Source organism: Arthrobacter sp. TE26545, from assembly GCF_056279005.1.
Genome location: NZ_JBWBQM010000001.1, coordinates 60,327 through 85,985, shown reverse-complemented (window position 1 = coordinate 85,985; position 25,659 = coordinate 60,327). Strand labels below are relative to the sequence as shown.

2 protein-coding genes are annotated in these 25,659 nt (G+C 69.7%); one reads left to right on the top strand and one right to left on the bottom strand.

Annotated features, from left to right (window positions below; genetic code table 11):
• The first annotated feature begins 245 nt into the window (after positions 1 to 245).
• Positions 246 to 1,484: an MFS transporter gene (locus ACZ9CK_RS00265; protein WP_476048895.1), complete on the top strand. Its 1,239-nt coding sequence runs from the start codon at positions 246 to 248 to the stop codon at positions 1,482 to 1,484.
• On the opposite strand, the gene ACZ9CK_RS00260 is transcribed toward ACZ9CK_RS00265, so the two are convergent.
• Positions 1,474 to 21,969, bottom strand: a complete 20,496-nt coding sequence (locus ACZ9CK_RS00260) for a Calx-beta domain-containing protein (RefSeq protein ID WP_476048894.1) — start codon at positions 21,967 to 21,969, stop codon at positions 1,474 to 1,476. The two genes, ACZ9CK_RS00265 and ACZ9CK_RS00260, sit on opposite strands and share 11 nt — an antisense overlap.
• Positions 21,970 to 25,659: the final 3,690 nt, after the last annotated feature.

Below are 25,659 nucleotides of genomic sequence, written 5' to 3'. Positions count from 1 at the left end.
CACCTTCGTCCGGTCTGGATCTCCACACGGGAAAGGCGCGGTAACACGCGGCTGCCCCAGTGTGATCCAGCAGAATCATCGCGGAATGGGTCCAATCAGACGCGGAAGCTCGAGCAAGCAAGACACCCCCCGGAGGCGAGGGAGGCCCTCGCGGTACCCCTCTCAGCCGGGACTCCCTCAGTGGGACGCTCGATGGTCCCATGGATTGCAGGGGCATCCCCGCACGCGGTCGAAAGAGGATTTCCATGTCACACGGCACGTCCATTGAGCCTGAGGGCCTGACCCACGCAGCGTCCGCGGACGAACACGCGGCACATTGGCCGGGCGTTTTCGCGATGTCGCTGGGTGCCTTCGCCCTGATCGCCTCGGAGTTCATGCCCGTCAGCCTGCTGACCCCGATGGCCGCGGACCTGGGGGTCTCTGAAGGAATGGTGGGGCAGGGCATCGCGATCTCCGGACTGTTCGCGGTGCTGACCAGCCTGTCGGTCTCCGCCTTGGCCGGCGGGATGAACCGCAAGACGCTGCTGCTAGGCATGACGGCGCTGATGGGCATTTCCGGCGCCGTGGTGGCCCTGGCACAGGACTACGCCGTGTACATGACAGGCAGGGCGCTGATTGGCGTGGTCGTCGGCGGTTTCTGGTCGATGTCCGCGGCCACCGCCATGCGCCTCGTCCCGGCCCCCCTGCTGCCACGCGCCCTGGCCATCTTCAACGGCGGCGGTGCCCTGGCGACGGTGCTCGGAGCGCCGCTGGGCAGCTACCTTGGCGCCGTGGTGGGCTGGCGCGGAGCCTTCTTCTGCCTTGTCCCGATCTCGCTGCTGTGCCTTGCCTGGCAGTGGTTCAGCCTGCCCTCGCTGGAAGTCACGAAGCGCGCGGTGTCAGCGCGGCAGATCTTCAGCATCTTCGCGGCGCTCAAGAGCCGTCCCGTGGCTTTGGGCATGGCCGCGTGCGGTGCGTTCTTCATGGGCCAGTTCATGCTGTTCACCTACGTGCGGCCGTTCCTGGAAACAGTGACCCGGGTGGACGTGACCACGGTTTCGCTGGCGCTCCTCATTGTCGGTGTGGCGGGCTTCATCGGCACATTGCTGATCGGCCGCTTCCTCGGCCCGGGCTTGTACCGGACCCTGGCAGCCATCCCGGCGCTGCTGGCCGTCATCGCCCTGGCCCTGGTTCCTTTCGGCCCCTCGCTCATTGCGGTGCTGCTGCTCCTGGGGCTGTGGGGACTGCTCGCGACCTCCGCTCCCGTCGGCTGGTGGAGCTGGGTCGCCACGGCACTGCCCCACAACGCAGAGGCCGGCGGCGGACTCATGGTGGCCACGGTCCAGACCTGCATCGCCTTCGGTTCCACGCTCGGCGGCGTGCTGTTCGACGCCGGCGGGTACAGCAGCACCTTCCTGGTGAGTGCCGCGGTGCTCGGGGCTGCCGCACTTCTGGCGGTGCTGACCGCCAGGGCGACCGGCCGTACCCGGCGCCTCACACCGTGAAGGTGACTGTGGCCAGGACCCGGGAGCGGTTGATCTGCCTGGGGATTTCCAGCGTCGCCGTGCAGCTGCCCGACGGCGGGTAGACGGCCTGGGTGGTGCCGGTACCGTCCGGGCCGATCACCACGGTGAGGGTGGTGGAGTAGTCCCCGCAGACGATCCGCACCGTGTAGTAGTCCCGGTTATTGGCGCCCTGCACGGTAAAGCTGATGCCGCCGTCGGGCAGGTAGTTCACCGTGAGCGGGGCATCGGAGGACGCCGCGGCGGGAGCCGGTTCAGCTGAGGTGGACGAGGCGGGCTGGGTGGAGGAAGTCGAAGTGGAGGACGAAGTTTCCGGCGACGACATGGTGGCGGGCGCCGCGTTGCCGGCCGGGGCGGCGTCGTCGTTGCTGATGGTCACCTGGCCGAAGCCGTCGGCGAGGTTGAAGTCCGGCCCGGCAAGCAACTGGATCATGAACTGCTCGGCGGACTCAAAGACGGCGTCCCCGTAGACCGTCACCGTGATGGTCGCCGTCGTGCTGTTGGCCGCGAAGGTCACGGTTCCGGAGGCCACGGCGAGGAAGTCCGATCCCGCCGTCGCTGTCCCGGCCGCGGTCCGCCAGCTCAGCGTCAGCGGGGTGGCCTGGGCCTGGCTGAGCGTCAGGGTGAGCGTCACCGTCTTGGCCCCGCTGTTGCCCTCGACCACGGTGGCGTCGCCGATCCGCACCTCGCTCTGGATGACGGCGGGAGGGGTGAACTGGTCATCGTCGGTGCGGAAGCGGAAGCTGTTGAACGAGGCGGGCTCCGCCCCCGAAACGGGCCTGCCCAGGAGGCCGGTGCGGCCGTCCGCGACCGCGGAGTTGAAGGAGCGGCTGGTGACCACCTGGCCGTTGAGCGTCACGGTGGCCACTGTGGCCTTGAGCACCAGGTTCAGGGTCTGTTCGCTGCCGGCCGCGATGGTGCGGGCGATGGCCTGGTCCACAACCCAGCCGCTGCGCGGGCTGACGTGGCCGATCAGTACGCGCTGCCCGGGAACGTCCAGGACCACCAACTTGTAGTCGTTCGGGGCGTAGTAGTCGAAGACGATGCCGGTGACGCCGGCGGCCCGGAACGCGGCCTCGACCTCCACGTAGGACAGGGGGTCGATCCCGGTACTGCCGAACTGAGCCGATGCGAGCGCCGTGTTGGCCGGGAAGGCAGCGCCGGTGCTTGCCGTGCCGAGGTAGCGGCCGGTGCCGATGCTCCAGGACCCGGCTGCGGGGGTGAACGCCTCGGCCGCGCCGTCGTCGAAGTATTCCGTGCGGTCCAGCGAGATCTCCGGAGAGATGACCGTCAGGGCGATGTTGTCGAACCAGCCGCGGGCCTGCTGCGAACCGAAGCCCACCAGCCCCTTGTTGAGGGCCACGGCGTCGCCGTCGACATAGCGCACCGGGAACTGGTGACTGAAGGCATTCTTGCCGTCGATCGTCACGGTGACCACGAGCCCGTTGACCACCACGTTGAGCTCGTAGAACCTGCCGGCGCTGACCGAACCGGGCACCGAGGCCTGGGCGTCGTACCACCAGCCGGATGCGTTGCGGTGGCCGATCACCATCTTGTTGATCGAGTCGTCGATGCCCGCGAACTTGAAGTCCTCCGGGCCGAAGTAGTCGAAGATGGTGAACGCGTTGGCCTTCCAGCCGCCCACCGCCTTGTCCATGGAGATCTTGGCAGCGAGTTCGTAGTACACGGACTTGTAGGCGTCCGAGTACCAGACGGCGACGGCGTCCTGCGAGGGGCCGGCGGCCGTCACCTTGAGCAGGCCGTTCTGGACGGTGAACGCACCGGAGTCGGTGGCGAAGCCCTGCAGGGTGCCGTCGTTGAAGTCGGCGCCGCGGAGTGTGTCGCGGCGGCCGCCCGGGATGTTGCCGGCCTGCGGGTCGGTGGGTCCGCCGGTCTGGGTCTGCCACTGGCCATGGTCGTGCTGGGTGATGAGGCCGAGCTCGCCGTCGGGTTCGCCGTTGCGGACGGGATCGTTGCCGGTGTCCGTAGCCCGGGTGGGGTCTGCGCCCTGGCTGCGGGACAGCGCATACAGGAACATGGGCAGCTGCGGTTCCACCTGGCGGCTGACGGTGGCGATGCCGAACGGTGCGAACGGCACGAGGTAGCTGTTGAACTCGCCCACCCAGTCGATCAGCCGGTCGCCGCCGGTGTTGCCGATCAGGATGTCCAGGCCGGCGCCGCCGTAGACGCGGTCCTGGTAGCTGGAGTTCACGCCGTCGGGAGCGTCGTTGAGCCCGTTGTTGGTGGTCAGCAGATCGTCCGCGTTGGAGAGGTCGTTGCCCCAGCCGGCCCAGATGGTGTCCTGGCCGGTGCCGCCGACGGACCAGTCGTTGCCGAGGTCACCGAAGATGGCGTCGTCGCCGTCGGAGGGCTGGTTGGTGATGGTTCCGGTGCAGTTGCCCTGGTTGTCGACGGCGATGCAGGCCGTTACCCAGTTGCCGGTCGCGGCGTCGTTGTTCAGGAAGAACTGCCGGGTCCACGGCGGGGTGGCGCCCTTCCACACGCTGCCGTCGGCGTTGAAGAGGATGACGCGGCGCGGATCGTATTCGTCGTAGAGGAGGAATTCACCCAGCCGGCCCATGTTGTGGTTGTTGCTGTGCCAGGCGTTGCTGTCGGCGCCGAAGTGCAGCACATCGCCGGGGTTGTACGGGTGCAGGAAGTCGATCAGTTCGAGGCCCACGGGGTTGCCGCCGGCGTCGAAGTGCTGGGCGTAGGAGGTCCCGAGCGCCTCGGATCCGGAGATGGCGTCGTCGCCCGCGCCACCGTGGATGAAGTCGTTGCCCCAGCCGCCGAAGATGATGTCGTCAGAGTTGTTGGCGTCGAAGAGGGGCTGGTTGGCCACGTGGTGCTGGCTGGCGTTGACGTTGTCGCCCAGGTTGTACGGGGTGAGGTCCGCGGCCTTGGCCAGCTGGCCGGCGACGTTGATCGTGGCGGTCTGCACCTGGCCCGGGGTGTAGATCGCCTCGTTGAGCACGTCACCCTGGCTGGTGCGGGTGTCCGGGTCCACGGTGCGGAACTTGTAGACGCCGTAGAGCGGCTCGCCCAGCTGCGTGCACACGGCGCTGGAGGCCACGGAGCAGCCGGTGTTGCGGCTGGTGAAGATCCGCCCGTCGTCGCCGAGGATGCCATCGGTTCCAGTGCCGCCGGAGATCCAGTCGTTGCCCCAGCCGCCGATCAGGTCATCGTCCTGCGCGTCGCCGTAGAGCGCATCGTGGTCGGCGCCGGCGTAGACGGTGTCATCCCCGGACTCACCGTGGACCTCGTCGCGGCCGCCGATCTGCGTGTACTTCCAGGTGCCGGTGGCGGTGTCCAGGACGATCGAGCAGGTGGGCTGGGTGGGCGAGCCGTTGCAATCCGAACCGGCGCCCTGGCCGAAGTTGGCGGGGACGAAGTCCGGGCCGCCCGGGGTGTAGTCGAGCAGGTGGACGCCGCGGACCACTAGTTTCTGCGCACCGTAGTTGTCGTAGTTGAAGGTGACGTAGTTGGCCGTGCCGGCACTACCGGCCGGGTTGATGTCCGTGTGGTTGACGCCCACGATTCGGATGATCCGGCCGTTGTCTGCCACGATGGTGTCGGCGTCGCGGGCGTGCATGTTGGCGGGGAGCGTGTTGTCGGCCAGGATGCCGCCGGGCAGGCCCGGGGTGCCGGGGATGCCGCTCACCTGGTTGTTCATGGCGGTCTGGGTTCCGGCGCCGCCGAACAGCAGGTCCGCGCCGCGGTCATCGCCGGGCAGGTAGGCCAGGGCCGGGAAGGGCAGGCCGTCCGGGCGGAGCTCCGGGGTGGCCAGCGAGAAGAAGTCGCTGCTGCCGCCCACGATGTCGTCCTGGCCGAGCCCGCCGAAGACCACGTCGTTGCCGGCGTTGCCCTCGACATAGTCCTCGCCGTCAGTGGCGGCCTCGAAAGAGGCGACGACGGTGAGCACCCCGGTGAAGTCGCAGACCACATTGCCGGGGGTTCCGGTGCAGCCCAGCGGGGTGCGGGAGGCGCCTGCGTGGAGGGTCGCCGTGGGGTCGTCCACCATGCGGGCGAAGGCCTGCTCGATGCCGCCGTCGCCCTGGATGACGTCGTTGCCCAGCTGGCCGAGGATCACGTCGTGGCCCGGGCCGCCGGCGAGGTAGTCGTTTCCGAAGCTGCCGGCCCACTTGCTCCCCTCGTCCGAGGCGAAGTCGTGGAAGAGGTTCGTGACGTCGTACTCGGCCCACCAAGGGGCGCCGTCCGGGTCGCGGTAGGCGCGCGGCGTGCCGTCCACGAGGAGCAGTCCGCTGTTGTCCTCGGTGACCGTTCCGCCGCAGGCATTGGGCTGGTCGCTGCGGCTGTAGAGAAGCGTGCCGCAGAGGGTCTGGAAATGGAAGCTCAGGAAGTCGGTGCGCAGCAGGTAGGCGTTGTCGCCGAGGACGAGGTCGTCCGCCTCGTCACCGTCGGCCATGTCGTTCCCGGCTCCGCCGATGATGAGGTCCCGGCCGAGGTTGCCGAAGATGATGTCGTCCGCGCCGCGCTGCAGGTTCCGGGACTCGACCGCGAGGACGGAGGCGAGCGCCGTCGTCTGGATCTTCTGCAGGCGGGCGTCGGGTTCGTTCGGGTCCGCGACGTCCTGGATCACGGCGCCGTGGTCGCCGAAAATGATGTCGTCGTACGCACTTTCAGGGCCAGCGCCCCCGGCACCAGCTCCCACCGTGCCGGCGCCCTCGCCGAAGAGCAGGTCCCGGCCCGCCGTCAGGAGATCGTCCCGGACCGGTGACGGGTACGGCTGGATGGTGGTGCCGTTGTTGAGGAAACCGGCTCCGGTGACGGACGGCAGCGGGCTGCGGTCGACGACGGCGATGTCCAGCGCCCGGGTGAAAACGTTGACGTTGACGCCGGAGTCGCCGTAGATGTGGTCGACGCCGCGCAGGCCGCGGATTTCGTCGTCGCCCGAGCCGCCGGCCAGGTGGTCGCCGGCCTGGCTGCCGATGATCAGGTCGTCGCCGAGCCCGCCGAAGGCCGTGAAGCCGACGGTGGGCAGCTGGGCCGCTGCCAGGTGGGCGAAGAGCCCGGAGGCGTCGATGATGTCATTGCCGGCGTAGTCGTAGGGGTTGGCCAGGCCGAGCATCCACTCGTCGTCCTCGTTTTCCGCGTCCGGGATGTTGACGAAGGGATCGAACGGCTTGGGACCGAACTCCATGCCGAGGACGTCGTACGGGCGGCCCGAGTACCAGACGCCGTCCTGGCTGGTGTCGCCGTAGACCACCAGCGGCGAGCCCGGACCCGCAGTGGCATCCACATCGCAGGGGACGGCCGTCCCGTCGATGACCGGGGCCGCAAGCCTGCAGACGGTGATGGTGTCGCCGCCGATCAGGAGGCCGCCGTCGCGGGCCGCGTCGTAGCCGGTGACCGTGAAGACCGGCGCATCCCAGACCGCCACGCCGGCGGCGTTGAGGTGGACCGTGGGCCGGAGGGCCGCGTTCCAGAACGTCATGGTGGTGGCCGTCAGGGCCTTGATGGTGAAGGGCCCGGCGAGGCCGCTGATGCGTACCTGCATGCCCGCCTTGAAGCCGTCGGCCAGGAAGGACCCGCCGTCCGTCCGGACGAGGTAATCGGCGTGCAGCTGCATGGTGCCGCTGGCGGTCAGCGCCACGGGCTTGGCCGCGTGAACGTCCGTGGGAAGCACGGCCGCCGGTCCCGCGTAGACGGGCCCGGAGAGGTACATGACCGAGCCTTCCCCGCAGTGCGGGAACGGGTCGGCGAACGGGCAGACGGCGTTTCCGAAGCCCAGGATCATCCGGGTGAAGGCCTCCCCTGCCAGCTGGATGTGCTGCGGGCCGTGGCCGTAAGGATCCAGGGCGAAGTAGCCGCTGCCCGGCAGGAAGCCGGTGACTGCCCACGGCAGTCCGTCCTGGCGGGTGAGGACCAGGCCCGTGCCCGCGGGTGCACCGGCGCCGGGGGCGGAGCGTTCCATGTCGAAGGCGTTCCGGATGAAGGAGTTGCCGCCGCCGTGCACGGTGGTCAGGCCGCCGTGCGGTCCGGGAACGAACACGGTGCGGCTGCCGTTCAGGGCGGGCAGCGGGTCTCCGCGGCCCAGGGTGAGCACGAGGTCCGTCACCGCCGTGAGCCGCCAGGCGCCCGTGACGCCCTGGATCATCACCAGCTGGCCGGCCACGAAACCGTCGGCGATCCAGCTGCCGGCCGCCCGGGTGACCGTTCCGCCGTCGTTCGCTGCGTTCGGAACGGTGGTGACGGAGCCGCTGAAGCTGACCGGCACATCCGCGGCGACCAGTGTGCGCAGGGCCGTTGAGGCGCCGGCGGCCGGGCCGGAGAGCTGCAGCAGGTACATCACCGTGTTGTCGGTGGTGTCCAGGGGGTCGTCGTCGCCGAAGCCGAGCACCTTCCACGTTCCGGCGAGGCCGCTGATGGTCACCGGCTGGCCGGCCAGGAAGCCCTGCGCCTTCCAGTCGAACGGGGCCGGCCGGCTGATCCGGTGGGTGGAACCGAACTGGCCACTCGACGGGGCCAGCACCACGGTGCCACTGAGCTTCACGGCGTCGTCCGGCTGCAGGGTGCCCTGGATGTCCAGGTGGTCGTTGCCGGTGCCGAGCATCAGGTTGAAGATCTCGATGGTGGACTTGGCACCGTTGGTGACGAACTGGCCGGCAGTTCCGTCTCCAATGAATTGGACCGTGCCGTAGCTGATGCCGCCCGGGAACACCTGCGGTTCGCCGAAAGTCTGGCCCTCGGCCCCGCCGTAGCCGGCCCCGAAGTCCAGGTCCTTGGCCATGTTGAAGCCGCGCAGGGAGGTGCTGTTCATGGCCCCGCGGCCGTTCGCCTGCGAGGAGTCGTCGTAGATGTCCAGGATGTCGATCTGCTTGGATTCCGGCGCCTGCGTGGCGATCGCGAAGAGCGGGCCGTCCTGTTCGCCCGGGAGCTTCAGGCCCAGCTGGAGGGAACGGTCGGCGCCGGTGACGCCGCCTTCCACGGCCAGCGGGCCGCGCAGCCGGGACACCAGGTGCTGGCCGGCCGGGAAGATCTTCACACCCTGCCGCTGGAGCGGCTGTTCGTAGGCCACGTCCGCGCGGAGTTCGATGAACTGTTCCTGGAACCAGTTGGCGGCGGTGAAGTCCACGACGGCGGCGATCCGCACCACCGTGAACGCGCCGGCGCCGAACGCCGCCAGCGAGTCGCCGCTTGCCAGGAGCTTACGCAGTTCCAGCTTCTCGTCGTGGCCGGCGTTGTTTCCGCGGATGACGGCGATCTTGGCCCGGATGCACGTACCGGCCTGGCAGATCTGCACCCACTGGCCTTCGCTGAAGCCGTCGGCCAGCCAGCTGCCGGCTGTGGGTCCGGCGATGGGCCGGACCAGCCGCCAGGCACCGCCCACGAATTCGGTGGTGGCCGTGCCGTCCCACGCGCCGGAGCGGGTGATCCGGTTGATGCTGATGCCCGCGCCGCCGGCGCAGCCCGGGGCGGAGGACAGGACCATTGACTTGCCGTTGGCGCTGACGGAAAGGACGGTGAAGACCGTCGTACCGCAGCTGGAGATCGTGATCCGCTGGCCCGCGGCGAAGCCTTCGTCGAGGAAGCTGCCGAGGTCGCTGCCGTTGGCCCGGCTGATGGTGGCTCCGCTGATGGCCAGCGCGCCCTGGAAGGCGCGGGCCGGGATGTCCCCGCCCACCACCGCGTAGTCCGCCGGGGTGACGGCCACGCCGCCCACGGAGACCACGTCAACCAGGCCGTCCGGGATCAGCGCGATCCGGACGATGCCCGCGGCGCCGCCGGCGGGGGCCCTGGTGAGCCGGATGGTGTAGCCGTCGGTGCCGCCGGGGATGGTGCAGGCGGTGTTGCCGCACTTGATAACCACGGTGTCCGTCCCGGTGGGGATGCTGACCACGTTGGGGGTCTCGTCGTCGTACACCAGCACGTCGGTGCGCTGCAGGCCGCTGCGCAGGTTCGGGAACGGGTAGGCGGCCGCCGCGGCGGGTGCGGTGAGCAGGGTGTCGAGTTCGTAGTTGACGACGGCGGTCAGCGGGTCGCCGGGGTCGCTGTTGTTCCGGGCCCTGACCACGATCCGCAGCGGGGTGTTCCAGTTGAGCGAGTTGAAGCTGACGGAGTAGTAGGTGCCGCCGTGGCCGTCGGGGAAAGCGAGCCAGCGGCCGGCCGGGACCAGGCTGAAGTCGAGCTGGATGAGGCGCTGGCTGTCCGCGTCCATCCAGACCTTCACCCAGATGGTGTGGCCGGCGGCGGGCGCCTTGGCGAGGCTGAGCAGGAGGTCGTCGCTGCGCTGCGTCAGGGCGCTGCCTTCGATGACCAGGGTGCGGCCGTCCACGGCGGTGCCGCCGGGTTCGACCTCGGTGACGTACACGCCCGGGGTGTCGTTGTCGTAGACCAGCGCGTTGACCTGGCGGACGGCGGCCCGGTGGAAGCGGGCGTCCTGGCTGATCACGCTGTGCTGCAAGACCACGGTGCGGTCGCCCTCGGCCCGGGGGTCGTCCACGGCCCAGAGGTAGACCCGCTGCGGCACGTTCCAGTTGCCGGCTGTGAAGCTCAGGGTGACGGCGCGGCCGTTCTCGTCCACTACCGTCCCGTTGACCACGAAGTGGCGCTGGAACTCGGAGAACTCGTCGCACTGGGCGTCCGTGGTTCCCACGCAGAGCCACACGGTGTCGCCCTGGCCGTTGGGCAGCGGGGCCGGGTTGGTCAGGCTGCCGTCGGCTTCCTGGGACGGCGCGAAGGCTGCGGAGACTGTCACGTACACGTTCGACGTCGGGACCACCGCGAGTTCCACCGTGTAGTAGGCGTAGCTCTTGATAGTGGCCGTGCCGGCTGCTCCTTCGCGGACCCGGGTGCCGCCGGTGCCTTCGCGGATCACCACGATGCCGCGGTCCTGGGTGGCCAGGTTGTAGGGCACGCCGTCGGCTGTCAGGCCGTCGTAGCCGGGGTCGGTGGGCGAGGTGACAATGTGGTCCACGGCCCCGCTGAGGCCCTCGAGTTCGCGGGTGACGATGTCCGCGGTGACGTCGCCGGTCACGCTGATCATGTCCGAGCCGAGGCCGCCGATCACCCGGTACGCCACCCCGTAGGCGGTGGACTGGACGAAGAACTGGTCGTCGCCCTCCAGCCCGTCCACCTCCACCACTTCGATGGTGGTGTATTTGACGTTCAGGCCGGCCCCGAAGATGCCCTTGTCCGTGATGGCGAAGTCGTCGGCGAACTCGGTGCCGAGGACCACCAGCTTGTCGAAGCCGGTGCCGCCGTCCACGTTGACGGGGGCGTTGACGTTGTACTGGACCTCGTCCTCGCCGCCGCCGGCCCGGATGTCCAGCGGCCGGGAGGTGGAGAAGCCCAGGCCGATCACGGGAACCGCCACGCCGTTGGCGTCCAGCGGGATGATGTCGTCTTCCCACATGGTGTTGTCCAGGTCGGCGTTGCTGCCCGGCAGGTGGTTGAAGGTGGTGTGGGCGTCGGCGTTGTTGCAGACGCCGTCCCCGTTGCGGTCGTAGCGGGTGTAGCCGGCGTTGATGACGCAGGAACCGAACGCCACGGTGGTGGGGAACGTCCCGCCGGCGGGCACGAAGGACACGTCGCTCAGGCCGCAGCCGGCGATGCTGTCCGCGTCGGTGTCGCAGACCGCGGCTACCGCGAAGGCCCGCACGATGAAGATGTCGTTGTTGTCGTCGCCGTTGAGCTGGATCTCGGCCTGGTTGGAGTACACGGTGAACTGGTCGTTGCCGGTGCCGCCGGTGGCCAGCAGCGGGGCGTGCGCTCCGGGGCTGAGCCAGCCGCGGGTGGTGGGGACCAGCGCCGGGAAGGTGTCCGCCGGGAGGAGGGCGCCGCCGTCGGGAGCGTTCTGGGCGCCGCGCCGGGTGCCGAAGATCTGGCCGATCTGGAACACGTCGTTGCCTGCGCCGCCGTCCAGGGTGATCGTGGCGGAGGTGTCGTCCACGTAGAAGGCGTCGTTGCCGCCCTCGCCGAAGACCGTGATGCGGCCGTTGAGCGCGGTGTCGTAGTTGATCCGCTGGACCAGGGCGCTGGGTTCGTTGCCGGCAATCCGGTCGCGGTAGGCGCCGATGCCGCCGTCCGCGGCGAGGCTGCCGGCGAGCAGGGCGATGAAGGCCGGGTGATCGGCTGTCTCCGTCGGGCTCAGGCAGTTGCTCGGGACTCCTGTGCCGAGGTCGAAGGGGCTTTCGTTATCGATGCACTTCAGGGCCCGCAGCAGGAAGATGTCGTCCGTGGCGGCGTTCCTGGTGGTGCCGGGCAGGTAGCCGTTGTACGCCGGGGCCGTGTTGTTGTAGCCGTGGATGGCGAGTTCGTCCACGCCAGCGTCCGGGGCGCCGGTGTCCAGGACGTTGATGACGTAGTTGCGGATGTTGCCGTGGCTGCCGTTGGTGTAGACGGCGTAGTAGTCGCTTTCACCCTGTCCGTCGAGGGTGAGGGTGTGCCCGGCGCCGGCGCCTGTCCCGCCGCCTGCCTGAAGGCCGGTGGGGCTCGTAAGCACGTTCATGGACTGCAGGTACCAGACAGCGATCCGGTCCTCGCCGTCCGCGGTTCCCGAGGCGGCGGTGGCGTTGCCGTGGACCGTGGTCTTCGAGCCCAGGAAGATGTAGCCGGGATCGCCCTGCTGTTCCTTGTTCAGGACCGGGTTGGACGTCTGGGCGAGGTCCAGTCCGGAGGGGTCGCCGAGCTGGATGAGGTCGACGTCGGAGCCGCCCCAGACGTGCACCTGGCGGTTGGGCACGGGGTTGGCGGTGCTCGGCGCGCAGCTGCCCATGGGGTCCCCGGTGGAGTCGCCAGTGGTGACGGTGCAGTCGGCGATGATCCGGCCGCGCAGGATCATGCTGCTGCCGTATTCCGGGTCCGGGACGGCCAGGGTGCCGCCGGTGTCAGCGTTGCCGAAGTCGCCGCGGATATCGATTCCGAGGTCCGCCAGGATCTGGCTGTTCTGGTGCAGGGCCACGTCGTCGCCCACGCGCAGTTCCACGCTGCCGGTCTCGGCGAAGACGGTGCCGGCGGGGATGCTGCGCAGGTGGTCGGCGTCGTTGCCGGGGAGGGTGGTGTTGTCTTCGGCGAAGTTGGCGCTGCCGTTGCGGATCAGGAACAGGTCCTCGTCCAGGTCGGCGCTTTCGCGGACGGTGATGCGGATGTTGCCGGTGACCGCGTGGGCCAGGAGCAGCCGCAGGTAGGCGTCGGTTTCCGTGAGGTAGATGCCGGTGCCGGCTTCCAGGGCGACGTCGTCCGCGGTGGCGGCGAGGCCGGCGTCGGAGGTCCCGTTGTTCAGCAGCCCGGCGTTGTTGGCGCAGTTCGCGTTGGTGCAGGCGAACGGCGAGCCGCGGAGCGAATCGATGTCCAGGTCCTTGGCGGCGGTGCCGATGGATCCGCCGTGGGCGTCGATGTCGATGGTCTGGCCCAGCACGTCCGCGGCGGCGTCGCCGGCACCGTTGGCGGCGCCGTCGATGATGGAGCCGGCCCGGCTGCGCAGCGAGACGTTGCCGGTGCTGAGGCTGCTGTCGCCGGCGGTTTCCACGACGCCGATCCGCAGGTCTCCCGCCACCTGGTCGAGGTAGATGCCCAGGGTCTTGTCGTCGTCGGCGGCGAGGTCGCGGGCGTTCAGCAGGCCCTTTGCCACCGACGGGAAGCCGCCCACGGCGTCCACCTGGATCTCCAGGAAGTTGTCCGGCAGGCCGATGCCGCCGGTGCCGGAGACGCTGCCGGCCTCGCCCAGGCCGTTGTCGCCCGCAGTGAGGGTGATGTTGCGGCCGGTGACGTCGATGCCGTTGTGGTTGCCGCTGATGTCGAGGTCGTAGGCGTCCACCAGGATGCCGTCGTCGTCGGTGTCCAGCACGCCGTTGTCCAGTTCGGCGTCGAGGATCCGGGCCGGCGAGTCGAGCCGGACGTCGGCGGGGATCGGGTTGGCGCAGAGGGCCGGGGCGCCGGTGCAGAGGCCGGTGGCGTGGATATGGCCCACCCGCAGATCGCCCTTGCCGCTTTGCTCGATCACCCAGATGTTGCCGTTGTTCAGGACGTCGGTCTTGCCGGAGCCGTCGGTCACCCCGTGCGTGGCGCCGGTGTCGTCGTCGCTCCACTGGGCGTCGACGTCGGTGAAGGCCTTGATGGTCATGGCGGTGGCCGCGGACGGGTGGAAGATGGCGATGTTGTGGCCGGCACGGATGTCGCTGAAGGTGTAGTTGGCGTTGATGGGGGTCAGGTCGGAGCCGAAGGCGACCGCGACGACGGCGCCGCCCACCACCACGGGGGTGTCCGTGCCGCCCGAGCAGGCCACGCCGTCGGGCCGGAAGTAGCAGGTGGTGGGGACCGATTCGAGGACGCTGCCCGAGCCGTACGGTGCCGGCTTGTTGTCCGGGGTGTAGATGTCCACGTTGATGTCGCCGATGCCGGGTCCGTTGATGCCTTCGGCGCTGTCGCGCAGGATCACGACGGCGTCGTGCCCGGCCTTGATGGGGCCGATGACGGGGTTGATGGGCGCCGGGTTGGCGGTGAGGGAATCACGCCGGAGGACCGTGAGGTCCAGGTAGAGGTCCTGGCCCGCTTCGGCGTCGAGGGCGACGGGCTTGAGCACTGCGGGGACGCCGGGTTCGCCTGTGTGGAAGATCTGGAGGAGGACCAGGATGAGCGGGTTCGGGACGGTGCCGAGCGAGCCGGACTCCGAGTCCAGGGTGATGGTGTTGCTGTAGAACGTCTCCGTGCCGGCGTCGCTGCCGCGCAGGATGGAGCCGCGCTGGTCGCTGAGGCGGGTGCTGCCGATGAGGTTGCGGATGTCTCCGTCGATCGTGAGGTCGAAGCCGGTGGCCGCCGTAGGCCGGAGGCTCTCGATCACCACGCCGGTGGCCGGGAAGATGTGGTGCACGTGCCAGAACCATTGCGTGGCCGGGGGTGCGTGCGGGCCGTTGTCCACGGAGACGCTGATGACCGCTTCCGGCGTGGTGGTCAGGTGGGAGTTGAGCGTGTTGATGGAGACGCTCTGCGGGTCGGTGGTGCCCTTGAGGACGATGTTCTTGTCCGAGCTGTTGCGGATCAGCACCGAGTTCCAGGTTTCCTGCATGTAGAAGATGCCCAGGCTGCCGTGGATGAGACCGTTGCAGTCGGCGTCGCATTCGCCGCCGGCGTTGTTGGCTTCGAAGAGGGCCGCCGGCAGTTCGTCGTAGAGGATCGGGTCGATCCAGATGGTGGGGCCGGAGACGGTGTCGCCGATGTTCAGGGCCGGGCCGAACTGGCTGGAACGGACCGTCACGTTGTAGGTCTTGGCGATGATCTTGCCGCTGGCGTCCACGATCAGCACCGGGTTGGGTTCGCCCAGCAGGTACACCGTGGATTCCCACAGGATGTCCCGCTTCGGCTGGTAGTTGATGTTGCCGTCGGCGCTGCCGAAGTCGAAGAGCCCGCCGGAACGGTGCGCGTGGTAGTACAGGCGGTCGAAGTACTGCAGGGCCGCCACGTGCAGTTCGGCCGTGCGGATCACGGATTCGTCGAGGCCCTGGACCGCCGAGCTGCCGGTGAAGGAAACGTAGGCACGCGCGTCTGTGTCGCCGCCGCCGCAGCCGCAGTTGGCGTTTGCGTCGGCCTGCAGGTTCAGGTGTTCGTGGGCCGCGCGGATGAAGACGGATTCGCCTTCGATGTAGGAGCCGGTGTCCAGCTTAGTGAGGACGCTGTCCGTCACGCTGACGTAGGCTCCGGCGTCGGAGTCCGCGCCCAGGGCGTAGGCATCGGCGTCGGAGCGTGCGACGCCCCGGGACTCAAGCACGCGGCCGTCGATGCTGCCGTCGATGCTGCCGTCGGTGAAGTCGATGCCGAACGCCGTTCCGACGCCGGCGGAGACCTGGACCTGGGCGCCGCGCAGCTTAGCGGTTCCGCCGAGGCTTGTGGCCACCTCCGCGGCGTAGTCGTGCCCGATCTGCACGCCCTGGCCGTCGTCGTCGTTCGCGTCCGCGTTGGTGCCGAGGCCGCCGGAGCCGGAGGAGGCCCGCGCGTTGGCGTTGAAGCCGGCGGAGGCATCGATCAGCAGGGAGCGGTTGGCGTAGAGGGTGCCCGCCACCTCCGTCTTCACGGAGTACCCGAGTTCGAGGTCGACGTCGGTATCGGCTCCCGAGATAAGCCCGCCGGTGCGGTTGACCGCTTCGCCGTTGGCGGTGGTGATGCCGCTGGCGGTGACCTGCAGGTCTGTTGAGGCGAAGAGGTTGGCCGTGCTGCCGATCTTGACCAGGACGGTGTTGGTGGCGTCGGCGAAGGCGTTGGAGGCACCGAAGCCGAGGAACCCGCCGCCCTTGCCCACGGAGCTCACGGCGACGTTGACGTACGAGGTGCCGTCGATCAGCACGGCGTTGCCACGCAGCGTGCCGGCCTGGATGTCTACCGTAAGGAAGGGCTTGGAGGTGACCTCGGAGAAGACGTCGCTGAAGCGGAAGAGCCCGCCGCCGATGCCCGTGGAGGTTGCGCTGGCCACCCCGTTGGCGGAGCCGGCGGGGTCGGCCAGGAGCGCGCCGGGGCCGCCGACGCCGATCATCACGTGCGGGGTGCCGGCCAGGGCTCCGGCGCCGAGGTCGATGTAGAGCTGCTGGGTGCCGGTCCCGCCGCTGACAGCGGCAATGCCTTCGTTGACCAGGCGGTGCGTGCCCTGCTTGCTGGTGTCCAGGCCCGTCATCAGGGTTCCGGCGGCGTTGCGCAGCTGGAAGTCGGTGCCGTTGACGACGTCGATGAAGTACATGTTCCCTTCGACGAGGCCGATGGATTCGTACCCGACCCGGCGCAGCGAGTGGTTGGCGCGCAGCCCTGCCGGGCTGGTGTTCGGCACCAGGGCGATGACCTGCATGACCTCGGTGCAGGGGTGGAGGTCGACGCCGGCGCCCGGGTCGGCGTCGTACTGTCCGATTCCGGCGTGGCAGGCCGAGTCGGCGAGCCGGATCATGTGGTTGCCGGCGGCGAACATGCTGCCGAGTCCGTCGAGGTCCTCCAGTACGATCCAGACGTGCTGGCCGTTGAACAGGCCGCCGATGGCCGGGCCGTCGGTCACCGAGTAGACGTACTCGGCGTTGTCGATGGCGCCGTGGGACGGCGCGTAGATGGTGTTCCAGGAGCTGTCGCGGTCGATGCCGTTGTTGTCGTTGTCCTGGAGCTGCCCGCTGCCGTTGGTGTTGACGTCCACCAGGCTGCTCTTGAAGTCGATCGTGGCCGGTGCGTGGTAGACCACGGCGCGGCCATCCAGGCCGGTGGTGTCCGCCACCTGGAAGGTTGAGCCGTCCGGCATGTCCGTGCTCGGGGTGAAGGTCACCACGTTGCTGCCGGCCGTGCCGAGCGGGGTGGTGGAGAGCCGGATGTCGAACTCGTCCACGGCGAAGACGTAGTAGGAGCTGCCGCAGGCGAGCCCGGCCACCGGGAGCGTGCCGAGGGCGCCGCCGCCGTTGCAGTTGTAGACCACCCGGTCGCCGGTGCGGAAGTTGTGGCCGCCGGCGAAATGCAGGGTGCCGGTCTGGGCGTTCACCACACCGGCGGCGTTGAATTCGACGCCGAGCCGGAGGGTGTTGTTGTCCACCTTGATGACCCCGTAGGTGCGTCCGTCGCCGAGGCCCGGAATCGCGTTGGGGTTGGGGACGGTGCCTTCGGCGACGCCCGGCACCGAGGAGGCCGGGGCGCTGTAGGTGACGGTGGTTCCGGTGCCGATGCCGTGCGGCAGGGTGAAGCAGATGGTGTCCGCGCCGTTGCAGTTGATGGCGGCGGCTGTGCCGTCGGACAGCGGTGCCTGCGCCGCCCCGTGGAGTGCCGTGATGGAAAGCAGTCCGCCCGCCTGGACGAAGCCGCCGGTGACGATCGCGGAGACCTTGGGGCTGGCGAAGGACTTGGCGGTGAACCCGGCCTGGATGTCGATCACGCCGCCGGAGGCTGCGTAGGCGTAGGAGTCGGCGTCGGTGACGGACTGGGCCAGGACGGTGACGCCCTGGGTGGCGGTGACCTTGCCGCCGCCCAGCTGGGCGCGGACTTCCGGTTCGGTGCGCGCCTCGGCGGAGGAGGCCGAGACGGCCACGAGCCCGATGCTCAGGCTGTCGACGCTGGCGTTGGTGGCGTCGTCGCCGATCGCCTTGACCTCGATGGTCAGCGCGCCGGCGTCGCCCACGGTTCCGACGGCGGGATCAACATGGGTGGTTCCCACGTCGCCGTTGAGTTCGGCCTTGGTGATGGCCTTGTCCGTGGCGTTGGGGAACATGACGCCGATGCTGACGGCGCCTATGCCCTTGCCGCCCGCCACTGCCGTGGCCCGGTTGACCGCGTGGGCATAGACGAGGAGCTTCTGGGTCAGGCCGCTGATCTTCGCGGCGCCGCCGATGATCGCGTAAGTGATGGTGGCGTTGGTGATGTCGGCCGGCGCCGAGGCCCCGGTGACCCCGACGATGCCGGTGGCCAGGACCTTCGCGGTGGAGTTGGCCGTGTTCGTGGCGTCCGCCTCGATGGTTATGTTGCGCCCGGCGGTGACCGAGCCGTCCCATTGGGCTCCGGTGGGTGCCGAGATTTCCGCGACGGGAGCGCTGACGGCCACTCCGCCCAGCAGGCCGCCGGTGATGACGTTGGAGTAGGCCGTGGAGCTGTTGACGCTGGTGGCCTTGATGGCCAGGTCGGCTCCGGCGGCGGCGATGCTGCCCGCCCCGGAGGCGCGGGTTCCGGCGTCGATCTTTGAATCCGCGGCACCGATCGCGAGGCTCACAAGCGCGACGGCGGCCGTCTTGACCCGTGCCTCGCTGCTGTTGTGCGAATCGGCCAGGACGTCCAGCTTGCCGGCCGCGGTGACGGCGCCGTCGAGGGTGGCGCGGACCTCGTTGGAAACGCGGGCCACGGCCACCATGGCCTTGAGGTCGATGAGCCCGCCGCTGGTGGAGTCCACGATGCCCCTGGCGAGGTTGCCGCCGCCCTGGGTTTGGGCCTTGATGGTGATGGTCCCGCCCGAGCCTGAACTGCCAGTGCCAAGGCTGGCGGTGCCGTCCACGATCGCACGGATCCAGGCGTCCGAGGTGATCTTGGAGCTGGCCCAGGCGCCGCTCAGGCCGATCAGGGAGCCGGAGACCAGGACAGTTTCGGTGTCGGCCTTGTTGGCGGCCGTGGCCACGACGTCGATCGAGGAGGCTCCGGTGACGGTGCCGGTGGCCTTGGCCAAGGTGTGCCCGGACAGTTCGGCGAAGGACACCGTGATGCCGATGGTGACGCCGCCGATCGAGACGCCCGGGGAGCGGACGGTGGCGGTGTTGGTGGCGGTGGCCGTGGACTCGACGGCGCCGCCCGTGCTGGCGTTGCCGCCCACGATGGACTCCAGGTGCCGGGCCGAGTCGGCGCGGACCACGGTGAGGCCGATCGCGACCCCGCCCACCGTGACGTTGAGGGTGGTGGCCTGGACGGCGCGGGTGCCGGTGGCGGTGGCGGCGACCCCGCCGGAGCCCACGGTGCCGCTCGGCGAGGCGGAGGCTTTGGCGGTGCCGGCCAGGCTGACGAGGGTGACCACGCCGCCGATGGCCCCGGCGCCGCCGGCGACGCTCACGCCCAGTCCGTAGACGTTCAGATTGTCCACGGTGTTGGCCTTGAAGCTTGCCACGGTGCCGGTGCCGCCGACGGCGACCGCGCCGGTTTCGGCCGTGTTGTCGCCCGAGACGTTGACGACGGAAACCGAAACGCCTGCGCCGACCGCGCCGATGGCGAGGCCGATCGAGTAGTTCTCGAGGTGACGTTCAGCCGTCGAGCCCACCAGCACTCCCCCTCCGGCCCGCAGGATCTGCGCTCCGCCGTCGATGTGCGCCCGCTGGGTGCCGCGGTCGTTGATGACCACTACCTGCCCGGCGATCCCGACGGCGCCCACGGCGCCGGAGAAGCCGAAGCCCACCGATTCCTCATCCATGCGGGCCTGCACGGACACCTCGCCGGTGCCGCCGGAACCGGCGGTGATCTGCGCTGTCGAGCCGATGCCGGCGTCGGTGTTGCTCTTGATGTTCAGGACCAGGACGGAGATTCCGACGCCGACCGCCCCCACCGCCCCGGCACCGGCGACGCCGAGGATCTGCAGCTGGTCCTTCGCCCAGGCCCGCACGTGGCCGCCGGCCAGGACGATCGCGTTGATGGTGGCGGTGGTGCCGCCCGTGGGGACGGTGCCGAGCGCGTCGGTGCCGATGTTGCTGGCCGGTGCCGCCGCGGAAATGCGTCCCGAGGCCACGCCCAGCTGATCGGCGAGCCGCTGGTTGGTCTTGCTCTCCGAGCCGGAGACGAGCCGCCACTTGGCGCCGGCGGTTCCCGGCGCCAGGGCCACGCCGCTGGCGATGTCCTCGGTGGCAGACCACGTCTGGCCGCCGTAGCCGGCGAGGGCGCCTTCGTCCCAGGCCTGGGCGCTGGTCCATGCCGCGGCAGCGCCGGCCGTGGTGCCGGTGAGGGTGTTGTCCTTGTAGCCGCCGCTGCCGCCCTGGGCCGCCGAGCCGCCCTGCTGGACGCTGTTGAGCGAGCCGCCCTCGTCCCAGTTGCCGGAGTCCAGGCCCGGGCGGGTGGCGCTGTGCACGCCGTCGGCGGTTGCGGTGTAGTACTTGCCGTCGACGGTGTCGCGGACCTCGTCGCCCTTGTTGTAGTACTCCGCCGCGGACCAGTCGCCGCGCCCGAAGGCGCTGGACTCGCCCAGCCACTTGGCGGGGTTGTTCCTGGGCGAGGCCCCGCCCAGGACGCCGTCTTCCTTGGCGGAGTAGCGCTTGCCGTCTCCGGTGTCGGTCACCACGTCGCCCCGCCGGTAGCTGGTGCCGGCGTTCCAGTTGCCGCGGTAGTCGCCGCCGGGCGCTGCGTGGTAGCCGCCGGTGGCGGTGGTGCCCACGGTCCAGACCGATACGGCCGCCGCGACGCCGACGAACCCGCCCGAGACACTGACGGCGAAGGTGCTGACGTCCTTCGCGGAGACCGCGTAGGCCTGCACGTTTCCGGCGGCGTGGATGGTGGCGCCGGCGCCCAGAATGGCCTGAACAGAGTTGTTGGCCACGCCGACATCCACGCCGCCGGAAACACCTACGAAGCCGCCCGCAATGCCACCGGCGATGGTGAGCGACTTGAACCGGTCCGTCGCGGAGACGTTGACGCCCTGGGATCCGCTGGCCCCGGGCAGGCCGTTGACCGTGCTGTTGCCCCCGATAAAGGCCTTCACCAGCACGGTCAGCAGGGTCACGGATACGCCGCCCGCCACGCCCACGAAGCCGCCGCCAACTGCGGCGACCAGGCCGAAGATGTCCTCCACCGAGTCGGCCCGGACGATCACGCCCGAGAAGGACTGGCGACCGAAGTCCGCGGCGGTCCCGGAACCGCTGAGCCCGGCGCCGTTGGCCACCCCGCCGATCGCGCTGCCAAGGGCCAGCGCGTCCACCACGCCGCCGGCGCCGAGGTACGCCTGCACCTTCTTGTCCAGGACGGCGACGCCGACCGCGGCACCGACGCCCACGTAGCCGCCGGCCGCGGCGATGGTGAGCAGGAGCAGCCGGGTATCGTCCTTCGCGGACACCAGCACGTTGTTGTCGGCCTTCAGGGTGGCCCCGGTGCCGAGGCATTCGAAGGCGAGGGTGCCTGTTGGGGTGCCGGTGCAGGCGAAGGTGTTCAGCTTCAGGACAGTGACGGCTACGGTGCCGGCCACCCCGACCGTTCCGCCGCCGGCTCCGGCGGCCACGGAGACCACGGCGTCCTTGGCGTTGGCGGTGACGGCGATGTTGTTGCGGGCGTTGACGGTGCTGCCGGTGCCGATATAGGCGTAGCTGTCGATGTTGACCACCCGGACATCGACGGGAACGGCCACGCCGGCGCTGCCGCCGATGCCCACCGCGGCGGCGATGCCCAGCTGGTAGTACTGGTTGGCCGCGGAGACCTGGACGGACTGCCCTGCGTTGGCACCGGCAACGTTGGAAGCGCACGTGGCGCCGCAGTTGATGCGGGCGCTGGAGCCGATGTGCGCCGAGGTGCGGATGGTGTTGACGGCCACGGCCCCGGCGAGGGAGACGCCCGCCGTGCCGCCGATGCCCACCGCCACACCGAAGGCGCCGATGTTGTCGGAATTGTTGGCGGTGACGGCGACGCCGCGGAAGTCCGGGGTGCTGCCGGCCTGGATGACGCGCGGTCCCATGGCGCTGGCGTCGCCGCCTGGGGCCGTGCCGGACTTGGTGATGCTGTGCGCCTTGCCCGTCGTGCCGCTGAGGGACAGCGCCACCGGAGTGCCGCCGTCGCTGCTCTTCTTGTTCAGCAGCTGGAAGGTGTTCCCGCCCAGGCTCTTGTAGAAGTACGTGCCGCCGTCGACCAGCCCGCCGATCGCCGCGCCGCCGCCGGAACTGTAGACCACGGCGTCGTCGTTGGCGGCCCCCACGGAGTACGGGGTGGTGATCTGGTTGCCGGACACCGCCGTCTGCGGGTTGAAGCGGAGGGTGTTGTCTTCCTGGACGTTGGCCTCGTCGGTGGCGAAGAAGCGCTGGTTTTCGGTGCTGCCCTGGCTCTGCAGATCCACGACGGCGCCGCCCCTGCGTGGCGGAGACCTGGAAGCTGTTGGCCGTGGCGTTGACGATGTAGTAGATGCCGCGGTGGGTCAGCCCGGTGATGCCGCAGCCGCCGGTGTCGCAGCCGCGGTCGTACTGGACCTGCTGGCCGTTCTGGAAGCCGTGGTTGGCCAGGGTGATGGTGTTGCTGCCCGTGTTGACGTCCGCGGGTGCGAAGCGCATGTCCTTGGTGGTGACGCTGTAGCTGCCGGTGGCCACCGTGACGGTGCCGGCTCCCTTGGCGGAGACCCGGGCGTAGTTGCCGATCCAGGCGTGGGTTTCCTTGGTGGCGACCGGCACGGAGACTGCTGCGCCGACGCCGGCGCTGCCGCCCACTGCGATGTTTCCGCCGATCACGTTCAGGGTGAGGGACTCGTCGGCGTTGACCCGGACGCTGCCGTCCACGGCGACGACTGCGGCGTCGGAGCTGGAGGTGCCGTCGGCGATGAATGCCTTGGTGGTGATGGACAGGACGGACACGGCGGCGTTGACGTTGACGGCGGCCGAGCCGGCGAAGCTGCCGCCCACCGAGATGGAGGTGATCTTCTCCGCGGACTGGGCGTCCACCGTGAGGTTGCCGGTGCCTGTAACGGAGGTGTCCTTGGCCACCCAGGCCTGGGTGTCCTTGGTGATGACCTCGACGTCCACGCCGGCGCCCACACCCGCCGAGCCGCCTACGGTGAGCACGCCCGCGAGCGCGAGGACCGTCGTAGTGTCCTTGGCGAGGACCGTGGTGTGCGTTCCCGCCGAGGAGGCCCCGGCGTCGAGGTGGGCCTTGGTGGTGTCGCTGCTGACGTTGACCACCACGGAGCCGGCCACGCCGGCGGAGTTGCCGCCGGCACCGCCGACGGCCAGGAACTTGAAATCGCCGGACTGGATGGCGCTCACCGTGAGGCCGGTGCCGCCGGCTTCGATGTCCGCGCCGGCGCCGACGTACGCGTCCACGACGCTGCTGCGGACGACCACGACGGCGGAGGCCCCGACGCCGGCCGAGCCGCCGCCGATTGCCAGGTTGCCGGCGGAGAACGGCCCGCTGGCGGTCCGGCTGGCCAGGACCTTGACGGTCCCGAGCGCGTGGACCTCGGCGCCGCCGTCGATGGAAGCGACGACGGCCGGGTTGCTGCCGCCCTGGTTGAACACGAACACCAGCACGGCACCCGTGACGGCTGCGCTGCTTCCGCTCACGCCGCCGGCCACGGAGAGTTCGAACCAGTCCTCGCCGCCCTTGGCCTCGACCGTGACGTTGCCGCCGGCCCGGACGGCGGAGTCGGCGCCGATCCTGGCCCGGACGTTGGAGTTGATGACATCCACGATCACGGTCAGGCCCACGGCGGCGGAGCTGGCGCTGAAGGACAGGGCGCCGGCGACGTTCACGATCTGCAGGCTGTCCTCGGCCGTAACGGACACGGACTGGCCCGCCCCGCCCACGGTGCCTTCCTGGTTCACCTGGGCGCCGTTGCCGAGGTAGGCCTGGGTGTCGAAGGACATGATGTCGATGATGAAGGAACCGCTCACGGCCGCGCCGCTGTTGCTGGCCCCGGCGCCCACCGCGACGCTGGTGACGGAGGGCAGGGTGACCTTGCCCTGCAGCGGGGTTTCCGGTTCCAGCGGCACCAGGGTGGCCTTCGCGGCAATCGTCAGGGTGCCCGCGGCGTCCACGGAGGTGACCTGGCCGGCCGCGGTGCCCGAGTCGATGAAGGCCTTGGTGGTCACCTCGAGGTAGTTGACCGCGACGGCGCCGCCCACCGCGGTGCCGCTGCCCGTGGAGAAGCCTCCAGAGAGTGCGATGAGCTGCAGGCCCATGGACTCGGTGGCCCGGACGGTCACGCCTCCCGCCGCGGAGTCCAGCTGCGCGCCCTTGCCGACGGACGCCGTCGTGGTGATGAGGAGGATCTGCACGCCCGCGGAGGCGGCAACGCCGGCACTGTTCTTTCCGCCGCCAGCGGCGATCCCCCAGACGATGAAGTCATTGCGCTGGCCGGCCGGGGTGAGCGCTTCCACGGTGATCCCGGTGCTTCCGCTGACCACCGCGCCGGCGCCGATTGACGCCGTGCTGCTGAGGTCCTGGACGTTCAGGCCGATCGCGGCGCCCACGCCGGTGTCGTTCTGCAGGTCGATCGCCGAGCCCATGGCCCGGGCGTTGGCGTCCACGTGGCTGAGGGCACGGACGGTGACGGCGCCGGCAGTGGCGGTGACCGTGCGGCTGGCGGTGATCCGCGCGGTGTTGACCATCACCACCCAGTTGACGGCGATGGCACCTGCCACCCCGGTCCCGCCGCCGCTGCTGCCGGATTCGCTGCTGGCCTTGCCGTTGGCGCCGGTGGCGCCATTGCTGCCGTTGGTGCCGCCACTGGAGCTGGGCAGGGTTCCGGTGCCCTGGTCCTTGGTGTTCGGGTTGTCGCCGTTGACCTGGCTGTTGGCGTTCTGGTCGCCGCTCTTGGGGTCGCTTTCGCTGCTGCCCTTCGCGCTGGCCACCGCCTTGGCTTCGCTCTTGATTTCGCTGGAGGCCACCACGTCCACGGAGGCGCCGGTGACGTTCCGGGCGACTTCCGCCGTCGTCTGCCAGCCCACGGCCACGTTGATGGAAATGTCGATCCCGACGGCGGTGTCCTTGCCGGCCGCCTCGGCGTTGCCTTCGGTGTGGATCCGGTTGACGTGGGTTGCGGTGACCTTGACGGTGCCGCTGGTGCTGAACGCGGAACCGGTGCCGAGCCGGGCGATCACGTGGTCGTCTTTGCTGATGAGCAGGGCCACCACCGGGGTGACAGCGGTGCCGCCGGCCGTTCCGCCTTCCGCGGTGGTGACCATTTCGCGGAAGCCGAAGGCGTCCACGGTCACCGAGGATCCGCCGCTGAGCCCTCCGCTGCCAAGAACCGCGCCGTTTTCGGCTTCCGCCCGGACGGTGGAGGGCACCAGGACCTGCAGGGCAACGGAGGCGCCGACGCCGGTGGCGCTGCCCACCTCGGCCTTGCCGCTGGCCTTGGCGTAGTCGTATTCGTTGCTGAGGGCGGAAATCACGACGGCGGAGCCGCCGAGCGTTGCCGAGGCACCGGCCTGCAGCACGGCTTCAGTGGTGTTGGTGACGATGTTCAGGGCCAGGGCACCGGCGACTCCGACGCTCGAGGCCTTGCTGGCGCCGGCGCGGGCCGTGGCGGAGACCTCGTGCTCCCAGAGCCGGAAGACCTGGTCCGTGGCGGGGCTGGCCGGGAAGTGGTCGCCGTCAGTCAGGGTCACCGACTGGGCCACCCACTCCTGAGAGCCGTTGCGCTTGTAGAAGCCGGGGGCGTTGCTGCCGTCCTGGGCGGTCAGCAGGAACCAGTCGTTCTCTTCGATGTCGTTCTTGGGCAGTTCTTCCTTCTGCCCGTACGTGTCCGCGGTGAGGAAGTCCCACTCGGTGCCGTCGAACTTGTAGACGCTGTTGCGCGGGTGGCCGTCGTGGGCGGTGGTGAGGAGGAAGTAGTCGCCGCTGGACGGTGAACCGGGGAGGGCCGCACCGCTGGCGATGGTGACGTCCTGGTCCATGGTCCAGTCGCTGCCGTTGAACTTGTAGATGCCGTCGTTGCCGCCGGTGCCGCCGTTGGTCCTGACGTAGGCGAGGTCGTCCTTGGACGGGCCGGGAAGTTCCGCGCCGCTCTCTACCGTCTTCCATTCGCTGCCGGTCC